This window comes from Apibacter mensalis (genome assembly GCF_001418685.1).
In the GTDB taxonomy this organism is placed as follows: domain Bacteria; phylum Bacteroidota; class Bacteroidia; order Flavobacteriales; family Weeksellaceae; genus Apibacter; species Apibacter mensalis.
This window is the reverse complement of sequence record NZ_LIVM01000014.1, coordinates 1-13,396: the sequence shown is the minus strand read 5'-3', so window position 1 is coordinate 13,396 and position 13,396 is coordinate 1. Positions and strand designations below refer to the sequence as shown.

Below are 13,396 nucleotides of genomic sequence, written 5' to 3'. Positions count from 1 at the left end.
ATGAAAAAAATATTATTAATTTCAATTTCCTTACTTGTTATTTCCTGCCAAGGACAAAAGAAGCAAGAGAGACAAGAAAAGAAAATAAATAAACAATTATTTACAGAATCTAAAGATACCATCATGGAAAAATTTAATATAAAAGAATTTAATAAACACCAAAAAAATGGTAGTTGGATATATAAAAAAAATAATGAAGAATATTTTTTAAGAAAGGTAAAAGATGAATATTGGTTAGAAATTTCAACAAAAGATAATCCTTTTATTTTAAGATATAATTATTTTTTAAGTGGTAAAATAAGTAAAAAAGGATTATATTTTTCTGGAAATGGTTTTAATAAAGGTATATGGATAGACTACGATGAAAAAGGAAATATTATTAAACAAACGAATTATGATGCTCCCTACAAGAATTTTCCCTGGGAGAAAGTAAAATTTTGGTTGGAAACCCGTAAGGTTGATTTGCATGATCCTTTAACTCAAATAGATAGAGATGACTTTAATAATCGTCCTATTTGGTATCTGAGTTGGGATACAAAAGAACATGATAAATATGGGAATCAGATTATTCAAGATGTAGAATTAGATGGGAAAACAGGAGAAGTGCTTAAAGAAACTACCCATACATTTGGAGAATATATACCGGAAGAATACAAAGATAAATCAGATAGAGTAAAAAAAAATAATCAAGAAACTTCCGAAGTTTACAAAACCTATAAAGGAAAATCCTATACCCAACAAGAGTGGGAAGAATTTGAACAAAAATTATTTGAAGAATATGCCGGAAAGCATAATTTGAGAACTGCTATAGATATAGAAAAAGAAAGATATAAAAAAGGCGGGGGATTTTTCTTAGGAGAGAGAGAAGTAACGGATTAAAATTAAGGAATATATCTAAGTAACACATAAGATATAACCTATTAAAAAAGAATCATCCATCTTACTATCGTATGTATTTTATAGGTGAAGAAGCTAGCTGGAACGGTTTTTCGTATTTTAATTCCAAATTCGGAGTTTATTTTGAAGGGCATAATAAAGGCACGGTTGCCCATGAGACTATGCATGCAATGAGATTACCACATACGTTTGATGGACTAAGAGGAGAATTTACATATAAAGCGCAGCAAACCGATAACTTCATGGATTATTGTCATTGGAGCCAAGATATTGAGGGTAACGTTAGGACTCCTGTAGAAGGAAGAACACTATTTAGGTGGCAAATGATTAAATTAAATTATAATTTAAAATATACTCATTGAAATGAATTATATTTATTTACTATTATTTTTTAATTTTTTATGCTACTCATGTCAAGGGCAGGGGAACGAGAAAACAGTAAAAATGACCTCTATAAATAAGATACAATATATGGATACTACACAATATTATGAATATATAAAGATATTAAATTTTAAACCGGATACTTTTAATAAAAAACAGTTTGATAAAGATGCAGAATTTGGAAAGTACATTTATACAGACAATTTGGGAAATAAAGTAATAGAATCGAGTGGGGAGTATTTTAAATCAATTGGAGAAGATGAATCTGAATATATACAAGTAACTATTTTAAGAGAGAATCCTTTACTTTCATTATATAAAGAATTTTATCCAAATTGTATAATAAAAAGAAAGTCGCTATATTTTTTAGATAATAATTCTATAGGTGTTACTCAAGAATTTGATAGAAATGGGAAAATGATTAGAGAAATAAACGAAGATAAAAAGTATAATAATATAAGACATAGAGATATAATTTCATTTTTGATAAAAGAAAATTTATATAATGATAGCACTAAAGAGATAAAAGGCGAGTTGTCTGCTACTTTTATAAAAAAAGAAAAAAATAATCAAGAAATAAAACAACTACAAAATAAAGATGTTTGGATTATAAAGAATTTTATTTCTCCACCTACATTTGAAAATATTTATTATATAGATGCTCAAACAGGAGATATATTAAGTCATCTATATAAAGGAAAAGAAATGATGCAGGATAAAAAAACTTCCGGAGTTTACAAAACCTATAAAGGAAAATCCTATACCCAACAAGAGTGGGAAGAATTTGAACAAAAATTATTTGAAGAATATGCCGGAAAGAATAATTTGAGAAGTGCTATAGATATAGAAAAAGAAAGAAATAAAAAAGGCGGGGGATTTTTCTTAGGAGAGAGAGAAGTAACGGATTAAAATTAAGGAATATATCTAAGTAACACATAAGATATAACCTATTAAAAAAGAATCATCCATCTTACTATCGTATGTATTTTATAGGTGAAGAAGCTAGCTGGAACGGTTTTTCGTATTTTAATTCCAAATTCGGAGTTTATTTTGAAGGGCATAATAAAGGCACGGTTGCCCATGAGACTATGCATGCCATGAACCTTCCACATACCTTTGATGGTAAATCTTCTTCAGCCCTCTATACTTATGAAGTCTATAAAACAAACAATCTGTTAGATTACAGTCACCACATAGGTATTGAAAGACATTGTTTATTTTTATGGCAATGGAAAATCCTTAATCCTAAAATACGCTAAAAAATGAAGAAAATATTATTTTTATTGGCTCTAGGTATGTTTACCACTTGCCAAGGACAGGAACAAAAGAAAACGATTTTTACCCAATCAGTAACCCCAAAAAAAGACACCACCATGATAGAAAAATTTGATTTTGATATTTATGAAAAAACCCATAAAGGATCTGATAAATATATTTTACCTAATGGTAATACAATATTCTCTATGGTTTTTTTTAAAGATAAAGTAGGTTTCCAAAGAGAAAGGCTTCCAGCCCCATCTTTTTTAACCATATACAAAGAATTTTATCCTAATGGTTATTTGAAAAAGAAAGAAACTTATATAGGGGGATATGTGAAAGTAGGAATTCCCCGCTATTATGATGAACAAGGGAATCTTATAAAAGAAGCAGATGAAGACCAAAAATTCGGAAAAATCAAACCCCAACAGGTGTTAGAATTTTTACAAGAAAAAGGTTATATTAATTTAAAAACCGGAGAAGGACTGATAGATAAAGAAGGACATTCAGTGTTTAATCTACGTTTCGGAGAACAGAATAAAGAGAAATATTGGATTATTACCATAGTAAAAGGAATTCCTAATACGGACCCTCGAAATTTTCCGGAATTCGGAGAACCACCGGCTTATTTACCGTTACATTATGTAATGGATGGAGAAACCGGAGAAGTAACAATAGAGGGAGAAGAGGATAAAAAAACTTCCGGAGTTTACAAAACTTATAAAGGAAAATCCTATACCCAACAAGAGTGGGAAGAATTTGAACAAAAATTATTTGAAGAATATGCCGGAAAACATAACATTTCCTTAACTAAAAATGACCATACAAACAACAAAGGATTTACTTCACGATTTTTACCGAATGACTAAAATTAAAAAAAAATGCCACAAAAAATAACAGAGAAGTCTATCTTACAATGCAGCCAAGGGACGTCAGAGACCCCATTAAAAGTAACAAGTCAAAATTTTTTCTTTATAGAAAATAAAGCCATTGCTACAGAGCAAGATAAGCAACCCAATGTCAATATAAATCCATTTGGATTATGCAAATTAAAGCCTATACTTGGAGGATATGGTCCCTGCACACCGGCACCTCTTTCCTGGCTCCAAACGACTAAAAAAGATGAAATAAACGGCTTTAAAATTTTATTAGATAATTCAATTTGTCCTTGTGCAAAGGGAGGTAGTATCAAAGTTGTAGATAAAGGACATAGAGAAAATCATGAGGCATGAAGAAAGACAGTAAACCTAAGATTTCTTATAAAGACTTTATTTCATAAATTTTCACAAATTCGAATCAGGTAATAAATAAAACAAAGCAGGACTAAATATTCTATAACTTTCAAAAGATACTCCGCTTCTTGTGATATAAGTAAAAAAATTATTTTATACTGAAAGAACAAGATAATTCTATTAGATAAATAGAATCTAAAAAAGCTTAAAAGATGAAAATGTCGGATTGTTTTATAAGAGAAACCTATAACAGAGGAATCAGGATTCTTATACGAATTCCTAATAATTAAGAAATTGTAATTTTTATATAATGCAATTTTAAGATGATATGTGCGAGATCATGGTAAAAAACGTCAGGCGAATAAAGGTTAATAATCTGAAAGAGCTAAAGAATATTTGGCTTCATTTACAACTATTTAATATATTAAAAAATCAGAAATATAAAAATATACAGTGCAGAGATTCTACACTTTAGTGCACATTGCTGTCAAACTTGGAATTAGTGTAATAAGAATACCTTCCCCCCAGTGCATAATAGAAAGACTTTCTAGGGTTTAAACTTAATGAAATATTTAAGGATTGTACGTTTTACTGCTGCAATTTAATTTATTCAAAGAAAAGATAAAAGACTAGCAGGAGAAGAGTTATTTACCAATATTTAAATGGTTATGAAAAATTAATCAAACATACGATGTATTGGTAGAAAACGGTAGAAATGACAAATTTAAGACTTTATTTTTTGTAAAGTTGTATAGAACGGTTGAGAATAATGTAAAATCAAATTTAGCTTATAATTAACTAAACTATAAGTCATAAAATATAAAAACCTTTATAAACGAAAAAAGAAATAAACCTTAATATGGAATAAATGTAGGTATAGCAGAAAATTTGACAATGAAAAAAAATGATATCCGTTTAACCGTTTAAATAGGAATATAGATCCAATGTTGCATTTATTGGAATATTCAATAAAATCAATAGGTTTATTAATGTATGTGCTTGTAAGTAAATTCTATAGTAATCCTATTTTTTTTAAAACAATAAATTGATCTAATTATAATATCATTATTTTAGAATTGATTTTTAACAATAAACTTATTAAAATCATATATTTTCATAGAAATGTGGATGATCTTATAATTTATAACTATTTGTGTTTTTAATAAGTTTTTTGATATGATATATTTCATAATTTTGTGTTTTTTATTTTTAAATGTATAATTACAAAATAAATTTCTGATGAATTATTTCATAAATTATCAAGTGTTTTAGGATAAAAAAATATTTTTTTATCTAATTAATAAAAAACATCGATTTTGAATCTAAAAATTTTATTTGCAAAAAAAATTATAATTACGGGATTCCTCAATTTAATGTTGTAATAATAGAATATCTTTGCTGCGTACAAATTTTATAATATTATTAAGCACCTATTGTTATATGTAAAACAACTAATTAGTGTAGTTAAAGCTCTCTTTTTTTCTAAAAAGAGAGCTTTTGATTGTTGTTTTATGAATAAAATTTAATCGATTAAATATATATTTTCGTTTCTGTTTAAAGCTTTAAACTAAATGTGCCTATATTCGCTCATTATTTCAGAATAATTTGAATAAATGCCAATTATAATAAGTTTTTTTTAATTATAAATGTTCAGTACTAAATGTTTATTTAATAATTATTAAATATAATTTTATTATATAAAAAAAATAAATTATTATATCAAATAATTTGATATAAAGCATAGAGTTTTTTAAGATAAAATTTTAAATGTACTATCTATTATTTAGAATCTATATAAATATTTGTCAAAAAATTAAAATGTCGTACATATTAATTTTAAAATTGTATATTTAAAAACAAAGCAGATAAATTTTCTTTTTTAAAAATACCTAAGATAAAATAGCTAGTATCGTTAATATTTAATTGTATATAATAGCATGGGAAAAAGTTAAATTTAAATGTTAAGTTACCAATAAAGCAAAAAATAAATTTACTATATGATTTTTGATTTAGATATGATAAAAGCGGTATATGACCGTTATCAGTTAAAGGTTAGAATGGCGCGAAAAGTAGTGGGAAGGCCTCTAACATATTCTGAAAAAATATTATATTCACATTTGTTTGATAATAATCTATCCGAACCATTTATTAGGGGAGAATCTTATGTGGATTTTGCACCTGATAGAGTGGCAATGCAAGATGCTACTGCGCAAATGGCTTTATTACAATTTATGCAAGCAGGTAAGAAAAAGGTAGCAGTTCCTTCTACCGTTCATGCCGATCATTTAATACAAGCTAGAGTTGGAGCAGATAAAGACTTACAAGATGCGATCAATAAAAATAATGAAGTATATAATTTTTTATCATCGGTTTCCAATAAATACGGTATAGGATTTTGGAAACCCGGAGCAGGAATTATACATCAGGTAATTCTTGAAAATTATGCATTTCCGGGAGGAATGATGATAGGAACGGACTCTCATACACCCAATGCAGGTGGCTTAGGAATGATTGCTATTGGAGTTGGCGGTGCAGATGCGGTAGATGTTATGGCTGGCATGTCTTGGGAATTAAAATTCCCCAAATTAATAGGAATACATTTAAAAGGCAAGTTAAATGGTTGGGCAGCCCCTAAAGACATTATATTGGAAGTTACAGGACTTTTGACCGTGAAAGGCGGCACCGGATACATAATAGAATATTTCGGTGAAGGAGCTGAATCTTTATCGGCTACCGGAAAAGGAACTATTTGTAATATGGGAGCTGAAGTAGGAGCTACCACTTCTATATTTGCATATGACGAAAGTATGTCAAAATATCTGAAAGCTACCGGCCGTGAAGAAATTGCTACTATGGCAGATAAAATTAAAGAGGAGCTTCGTTCTGACCCGGAGGTTTATGAAAACCCGAATAATTATTACGATCAGTTAATTGAAATTGATTTAAATACTTTAGAGCCTCATTTAAATGGGCCGTTTTCACCTGATATTGCAACTCCTATATCAAGTATAAAAGAAGTTGCTGAAAAAAATGGATGGCCTTTAAGGGTAGATGTTGGATTGATTGGTTCTTGTACGAATTCTTCTTACGAAGATATTTCAAGAGCAGCATCAATAGCTAAACAAGCTGCTGATAAAAATATTAGTCCCAAAGCAGAATATACCATTACTCCAGGTTCTGAATTAGTACGTTACACAGTGGAAAGAGATGGATTTTTAACTATTTTCGAACAAATTGGAGGTAAAGTTTTTGCCAATGCTTGCGGTCCATGTATTGGACAATGGGCGAGGGAAGGAGCAGAAAAGCAACAGAAAAATACTATTGTCCATTCCTTCAATAGAAATTTCGCTAAAAGAGCCGATGGAAACCCGAACACATATGCTTTTGTAGCTTCGCCGGAATTAGTTACTGCATTGGCAATTGCAGGAGATCTTAGTTTTGATCCTAGAAAAGATAAATTGAAGAATGATAAAGGTGAAGAGATAATGTTGGATGAGCCCCAAGGTTATGAACTTCCTCCTGGAGGTTTCGAGGTAGATGATCCGGGATATCAGAAGCCGGCCGAGGATGGTTCCGAAATAAATATTAAAGTTTCTCCCACATCGGAAAGGTTGCAATTATTAGAAAGTTTTCCGGCATGGGACGGTAAAAATATTACCGGAATGAGATTGCTGATTAAAGCATATGGAAAATGTACTACAGACCATATTTCAATGGCAGGGCCTTGGTTAAAATTCAGAGGTCACTTAGATCATATTTCTAATAATACTTTAATTGGCGCTGTGAATGCTTTCAATATGGAAACCAATAAGGTGAAAAATGAAGATACGGGCGAATATATGGCCGTTCCTGATTCAGCAAGGAAATATAAAGCAGACGGAGTTCCCACTATTGTTATAGGAGATTATAATTATGGAGAAGGATCATCAAGAGAACATGCAGCTATGCAGCCCCGTCATTTAGGCGTCAGAGCTGTTTTGGTTAAATCTTTTGCAAGAATACATGAAACGAATTTAAAAAAACAAGGGATGTTAGCGTTAACCTTTGCTAACCCGGATGATTATAATAAGATTCAGGAAGGCGATATATTTAATTTTTTAGACTTAGATCAATTTGCTCCCGGTAAATCTATTACTATAGAATTAGTTCATGCAGATGCAAGTAAAGAAAATATCATCGCAAATCATACTTATAATAGTGGACAAATTGAGTGGTTTAAAGCGGGTTCAGCTTTAAATTTAATTAAAATGAATGAGGATAAGGATTAAATAATTAAAAATATTAATAAAAAAACACCGGTATTTATCGGTGTTTTTTTATTAAAAAAGATTTATTTTTCTAAAATTTTGTCATTTTTGAATCGTTATTTAAACGTATAAACAAAGCTAATTTATTGTTATTCATTAAACTTAACTTTTAAAAATTGACCGGTAAAAGATTCTTTACATTTAATAATTTCTTCAGGAGTTCCGTGAAAAATTACATTTCCTCCGTTAATTCCAGCATCGGGACCAATATCTACTAAATAATCAGCGCACTTAATAATATCAGGATGGTGTTCAATAACCATCACGCTGTGGCCTTTCTCTATTAATGCATTAAATGATTTAAGTAATTTATTAATGTCATCAAAATGTAAACCGGTACTCGGTTCATCAAAAATGAATAAAGTATTCTCTGAAGAATTTCCTTTTACCAAAAAGGAAGCTAATTTAATCCGTTGGGCTTCTCCTCCTGATAATGTATCGGATGATTGTCCTAATTGTAAATAACCTAAGCCCACATCTTGTAAAGATTGCAATTTATTTGCTATTTTATCCTGCTTATGTTCTTTGAAAAAACTAATAGCCTCATCGATAGTCATTTCTAAGACATCAGCAATATTTTTACCTTCATATTTTATTTCCAAAATATCTTGTTTAAATCTCTTTCCATGACATGTTTCACACTCTAACTCTATATCTGCCATAAATTGCATTTCCACTGTTATAAAACCTTCTCCCAAACAAGTTTCACAACGACCACCTTCTACATTGAATGAGAAATGTTTCGGTTTTAAATGGTTAAGCTTACTTAAATTTTGCTTAGAAAACAAATCGCGTATATCATCATAGGCTTTTACATAGGTGGCAGGATTGGATCTGGATGATTTTCCAATTGGATTTTGATCGATCAGTTCAAGGTGTTTGATTTCATTCCAATTTCCCTTTAATTCTGAAAAATTACCCGGTTTATCTCCTTTTATTCCTAATTTTCTTTGTAATGCCGGTGTTAATATGTTTTTCATTAGAGTACTTTTCCCGGAACCACTTACTCCGGTTATCACCGTTAAGCAATGCAGTGGTAATTTTACGGTAATATTTTTTAAATTATTTTCCCTGGCACCTGTTATTTCAATAAATTCTTTTGTTTTTCTTCTGGTTTTAGGTATTTCAATCTTTTTTTCTCCATTTAAATATTCGGCGGTTAATGTATGGGTTTGCATCATTTCAGAATAGGTACCGGAAAAAACTACATCTCCTCCCAAACTACCGGCTTTAGGACCTATATCAATCAAATAATCGGCTGCTTTCATTATATCTTCATCATGTTCGACGACAACTACGGTATTACCTAAATCTCTTAATTTTTCTAATACAGTAATTAAGCGGTCGGTATCTCTTCCATGTAAACCAATACTGGGCTCATCTAAAATATAAATTGACCCCACTAAGCTGCTGCCTAAAGAAGTTGCTAAATTAATTCGTTGAGATTCACCGCCGGATAGTGTATTAGAGGCGCGGTTTAAAGTTAAATATCCCAAACCGACGTCTAAAAGAAATTCGATTCTGCTATTTATTTCAAATAATAATCTTTTAGCAATTTTTTGCTGATATTCGTTAAACTTTAAATTTTTAATTTTACTATGTAACTGATCTATGGGTAAATCTATCCAATCGTTAATAGAATAATCGTTAATTTTTACATAATTGGTTTCAGGTCTTAACCGTTTTCCTCTACATTCTGGGCAAATGGTTTTACCTCTGTATCTGGAAAGCATCACCCTGTACTGTATTTTATACGTGTTTTCTTCTACCATCTTAAAGAAATTATTAAGGCTCGGAAACAGATTTTCTCCTGTACCCTGCCATAAAATTTCTTTTTGTTTATCTGTTAATTCAAAATACGGCTTATGAATGGGAAAATTAAGTTTAGATGCTTTTTTTATAAATTCGTTTTTCCATTCACTCATTTTTTCTCCTTTCCATGCAACAACGGTATCTTCATAAACAGAAAGATTTTTATTGGGAATAACAAGATCTTCATCAATACCTAAGATTTTTCCGTATCCTTCACAAGTTGGGCAAGCTCCGTAGGGATTATTAAAACTAAAAAAATGAATGGTAGGCTCCATAAACTTAATCCCATCAAGCTCAAAAGCATTAGAAAAAGTTTTAATTTCTTGATTATCTATATTTTTAATAAAGCAGGAACCTTTGCCTTCATAAAAAGCAATTTGTACGCTATCAGCAAGTCTTTGTAGGAATTCTTCGTTATGCTCAACAGAAAATCGTTCAATAATTAAATTTATCTTGGTATGGCTCTCTGGAATAAAACCGAAACTTTCTAAATCCTCAATAGTTGCAATATTTCCGCCAACCTCAAGCCTTACATAGCCTTGGCCTTTCAAGGTATTTAAAAATGTTTTAAAGTCTTTATCCACTATTGTGATAGGAGTTGATAAAATATATTTACCGCCTTCCGGTAAAGACAGTACATAATCTATTACATCTGATACCTCATCTTTTTTTACTTCTTGTCCTGATTTGGGCGAATAAGTTTTACCTACTCGTGAAAACAATAGTCTTAAGTAATCATAAATTTCAGTAGAAGTACCTACTGTTGATCTAGGATTTCCTGAAATAACTTTTTGTTGAATTGCTATCGCGGGAGCAAGGCCTTTGATATCATCGACTTGAGGTTTCTCTAATTTTCCTAAGAATTGACGTGCATAGGAGCTCAGACTCTCAATATACCGTCTTTGTCCTTCTGCATACAAAGTATCAAAAGCCAAAGTTGATTTTCCACTTCCGGATACTCCCGTTATTATGGTTAATTTATTTTTTGGAATAGAAACATCTATATTTCTAAGATTATGAAGATGTGCATTTTTGATAAAAACCACTTCTTTATCTTGATGTGGTTTTGTTTTATTATTTGTTTTCAAAAGTATGTATTTGAATTAGCTAAATTGAAAAGTAATGCTATTTTTCTAAAAATATAGTATAGAATACAAAGGTATGGAAATAAATAGATCCTTAAAATGAAATTATAAACCTGTAATTATAAATAAAAAACCACCCTTAGGATGGTTTTTATTTTTTGATAACAATTTATGGAATCTATTATTTTGACAAGTCAACTGTTTCGGATACAGGTGCAGTTTTCATTACTGTTCTTACTCCATTCTTAGCATCAGTTTCAGAATCAAAATAAGAACTTGTACCTACTAATTGTCCGTTTCCAGATTTTAAACTGAACATCCATTTTTTATTAGATGCTTGTTTCACTTCAAAACGATCTTCATTTTTGGAATTTCTTTTCACAGAACTGATTCCTTTTTGACAATTTGTTTTTTGTGTATACCCATCACTTTCAAGAATAATTTGACCATTTTTTTCTTTTAATCTAAAGAAAAAAGCTCCTTCTTTGTCTTTGAAAATTTCAAACATATTGTTATACTATTTAGTGTTAATATGGTATAAGTTAGGAAAAAATCATGCCATTATTTTATAAACAAAAATATTCAGTATTTTTTTAACAATAGATAAAAAACGTGATATTAGCACAAGGTAGGCTAAAATAAAGGCTTGTAGCATATTTTAAAAAAAAAATTAAAAATTTAATTTTAACATTTTCTAAAAATAATTTTGACATGGAATAAGTCTACTATATGCTGACATTTTTGCATTTTTAGCATATTGTGTACCATTATATACGAATTTGTTTATCTTATAAAGATAATATGTATATATATTCCCTTTAATTTATTTAATGTAAATAAAAATATCATATATTTTTTTATATATAATCGGAAAAATGAATTGTACAATTTTTAAAAATGAATTGTACATAAAAACACACAAAAAAGCCTAAATATTAAAGGCTATTTTTAATAATGTTTTCGATGTTTTTTTCATTTTAATTTTATATTTTTTCGTAGAAACTTAAAAGGATACTGAGGGCTTTTAAATACCCTTTAAATGGTTTTTAAAACACCTTAAAACGCTTCAATAGATAAACTATGCCAGCAATAACTAGTAAAACACTAATAAAGTAAAAGATACTATAATTGCTTTGTTTAACTTGTTTTGTTTGGTTTTTGTTTTCATTGCTTTGTTTGATATTTATTTTGCTATCCAGGGTGGTTTCTTTATTTTTAGTAGCATTTTCAGCTTCAATTTTAGTATTTACTTTATCCTTGCGAGCATCTTCTTTCTTAGACTTAATACCTATTTCTCCGGAGCCTTTAATTATAAGCTTTCCACGCTCTTTAGTGATCTCTATTTGATCTCCTTCTTTACCCTTATAATCAATGGTTATCTCTGCTAATTTGGAAGTATTAAGTTCAACCATAGTAGTTGTAATTTCCTTTTCAGAAAACTCAGCCTCTTGGACATTTTCCTTTTTAACTTCCTGTGTATCTATTTTAGTAGTTTCCTTTGTTTTTTGATTATCTGCTTTCCTGGAACCACAACAAAGGAATATAAAGCATACAAATAATGATAAAATATTTCTCATAATGTATCATATTTAATTAATAATTCAGCAATAAAAGCGGCTAGTTTAATTTTATTAGCTTGATATTTAGCCATATCATTTGCATTGGTTATAAAACAAACTTCTATAAGTGCAGCAGCGCCATTTTTATTTAAAACTGCTAATCTTTTACGTGCCGATAAAGTCTCCGGCTTAACGCCTCTGTTAGTAATTCCTATTATTTTTGATGTACCGTCAACCAGTTCTTTAGCAAAGTTTTTTGATGTATCACCGGCATAGTTTGATAAAAAAACTTCGGTTCCTGTTGCAGTCGGACTTGCAGAATTAAAATGAATATCCAGTAAAATATCTTTTTTACCTGGATTGATTTTTTTTAAAACCGTTGAAAGTCCGTCTTTATCATCATCAATTTGAAATTTTAAGTAATTTCTTTTTTTAAGCTCATTAACAATTATATTACGTAACTCTTTCGTTAAATCAGCTTCTCTGTATCCGTTAGCTATTGCTCCGGGATCAGTGTTTGAGTGCCCTGCTAAAGGGTATATTTTTTTAGTAATCATACTTAATTTTTATTTCTTTATCTATTACCCATTCGTCACATTTATAGTTTTAGAGTATTTTGCCCAGCCTTCCTCTCTATTCATTAAGTTTACTTTGGATGTTAAATTTTTAGTTCTTGCTTCCGAGGATACTTTTATAGTAGCTATTCCTATTCCTAAAGGCGGTAAATAAACCCGCATCCTATCTTTTTTTTCATTGATATCTACTATCACATCTCCTATTTTGTTTATAGTAGAAAAGCTAACATCCAATTGTGAAGATGAATTAAACACACAAAGAGAAAAATCCTTAAAATCTTTACCTTG

12 protein-coding genes are annotated in these 13,396 nt (G+C 29.7%); 7 read left to right on the top strand and 5 right to left on the bottom strand.

From position 1 onward, the window contains the following. From ASC36_RS09025 to ASC36_RS08995, 7 genes are all read left to right on the top strand, one after another. Positions 1 to 879 carry a hypothetical protein gene (locus ASC36_RS09025; protein ID WP_055426174.1) on the top strand — a complete coding sequence of 293 codons (879 nt, stop codon included), beginning with the start codon at positions 1 to 3 and terminating at the stop codon, positions 877 to 879. A 71-nt stretch (positions 880 to 950) separates the two neighbouring features. Beyond that, positions 951 to 1,259, top strand: coding sequence for a zinc metalloprotease (locus ASC36_RS09020; RefSeq protein ID WP_055426173.1), 309 nt, complete (start codon positions 951 to 953; stop codon positions 1,257 to 1,259). A gap of 109 nt (positions 1,260 to 1,368) precedes the next feature. Then, entirely contained in the window at positions 1,369 to 2,190 is an 822-nt protein-coding gene (locus ASC36_RS09015) for a hypothetical protein (protein WP_141656250.1), read from the top strand. Positions 2,191 to 2,261: 71 nt separating this feature from the next. After that, positions 2,262 to 2,540: a zinc metalloprotease gene (locus tag ASC36_RS09010; protein ID WP_055426171.1), complete on the top strand. Its 279-nt coding sequence runs from the start codon at positions 2,262 to 2,264 to the stop codon at positions 2,538 to 2,540. 3 nt (positions 2,541 to 2,543) lie between these two features. After that, on the top strand, positions 2,544 to 3,407 hold the full coding sequence (locus ASC36_RS09005; protein ID WP_141656249.1) for a toxin-antitoxin system YwqK family antitoxin: 864 nt from the start codon (positions 2,544 to 2,546) through the stop codon (positions 3,405 to 3,407). 12 nt (positions 3,408 to 3,419) lie between these two features. Further along, entirely contained in the window at positions 3,420 to 3,770 is a 351-nt protein-coding gene (locus tag ASC36_RS09000; RefSeq protein ID WP_055426169.1) for a DUF4280 domain-containing protein, read from the top strand. Positions 3,771 to 5,767: 1,997 nt separating this feature from the next. Further along, positions 5,768 to 8,038 (top strand): aconitate hydratase, encoded by a 2,271-nt coding sequence (locus tag ASC36_RS08995; protein ID WP_055426168.1) that lies wholly within the window; start codon positions 5,768 to 5,770, stop codon positions 8,036 to 8,038. 128 nt (positions 8,039 to 8,166) lie between these two features. Here ASC36_RS08995 and uvrA read toward each other — a convergent pair whose 3' ends face one another. From uvrA to ASC36_RS10815, 5 genes are all read right to left on the bottom strand, one after another. Next, positions 8,167 to 10,977 carry an excinuclease ABC subunit UvrA gene (gene uvrA / locus ASC36_RS08990; protein ID WP_082435433.1) on the bottom strand — a complete coding sequence of 937 codons (2,811 nt, stop codon included), beginning with the start codon at positions 10,975 to 10,977 and terminating at the stop codon, positions 8,167 to 8,169. Positions 10,978 to 11,155: 178 nt separating this feature from the next. Next, a complete protein-coding gene (locus tag ASC36_RS08985) occupies positions 11,156 to 11,482 on the bottom strand; it encodes a YegP family protein (RefSeq protein WP_055426167.1) in 327 nt (108 codons plus the stop codon). Positions 11,483 to 12,020: 538 nt separating this feature from the next. Then, positions 12,021 to 12,551: a hypothetical protein gene (locus ASC36_RS08980; RefSeq protein WP_055426166.1), complete on the bottom strand. Its 531-nt coding sequence runs from the start codon at positions 12,549 to 12,551 to the stop codon at positions 12,021 to 12,023. Then, a complete protein-coding gene (locus ASC36_RS08975; protein ID WP_055426165.1) occupies positions 12,548 to 13,090 on the bottom strand; it encodes an N-acetylmuramoyl-L-alanine amidase in 543 nt (180 codons plus the stop codon). Before ASC36_RS08975 ends, ASC36_RS08980 begins: the two co-directional genes overlap by 4 nt. Before the next feature lie 24 nt (positions 13,091 to 13,114). Then, positions 13,115 to 13,396, bottom strand: a 282-nt coding sequence (locus ASC36_RS10815) for a hypothetical protein (RefSeq protein WP_055426164.1), incomplete at its 5' end; no start/stop codon positions are given.

Excerpts from the sequence above, each read along its gene's own strand:
- ASC36_RS09025 (WP_055426174.1), top strand. The coding sequence starts at position 1 with ATGAAAAAAATATTATTAATTTCAATTTCCTTACTTGTTATTTCCTGC.
- ASC36_RS09020 (WP_055426173.1), top strand. The coding sequence starts at position 951 with ATGTATTTTATAGGTGAAGAAGCTAGCTGGAACGGTTTTTCGTATTTT.
- ASC36_RS09015 (WP_141656250.1), top strand. The coding sequence starts at position 1,369 with ATGGATACTACACAATATTATGAATATATAAAGATATTAAATTTTAAA.
- ASC36_RS09010 (WP_055426171.1), top strand. The coding sequence starts at position 2,262 with ATGTATTTTATAGGTGAAGAAGCTAGCTGGAACGGTTTTTCGTATTTT.
- ASC36_RS09005 (WP_141656249.1), top strand. The coding sequence starts at position 2,544 with ATGAAGAAAATATTATTTTTATTGGCTCTAGGTATGTTTACCACTTGC.
- ASC36_RS09000 (WP_055426169.1), top strand. The coding sequence starts at position 3,420 with ATGCCACAAAAAATAACAGAGAAGTCTATCTTACAATGCAGCCAAGGG.
- ASC36_RS08995 (WP_055426168.1), top strand. The coding sequence starts at position 5,768 with ATGATTTTTGATTTAGATATGATAAAAGCGGTATATGACCGTTATCAG.
- ASC36_RS08985 (WP_055426167.1), bottom strand. The coding sequence starts at position 11,482 with ATGTTTGAAATTTTCAAAGACAAAGAAGGAGCTTTTTTCTTTAGATTA.
- ASC36_RS08980 (WP_055426166.1), bottom strand. The coding sequence starts at position 12,551 with ATGAGAAATATTTTATCATTATTTGTATGCTTTATATTCCTTTGTTGT.
- ASC36_RS08975 (WP_055426165.1), bottom strand. The coding sequence starts at position 13,090 with ATGATTACTAAAAAAATATACCCTTTAGCAGGGCACTCAAACACTGAT.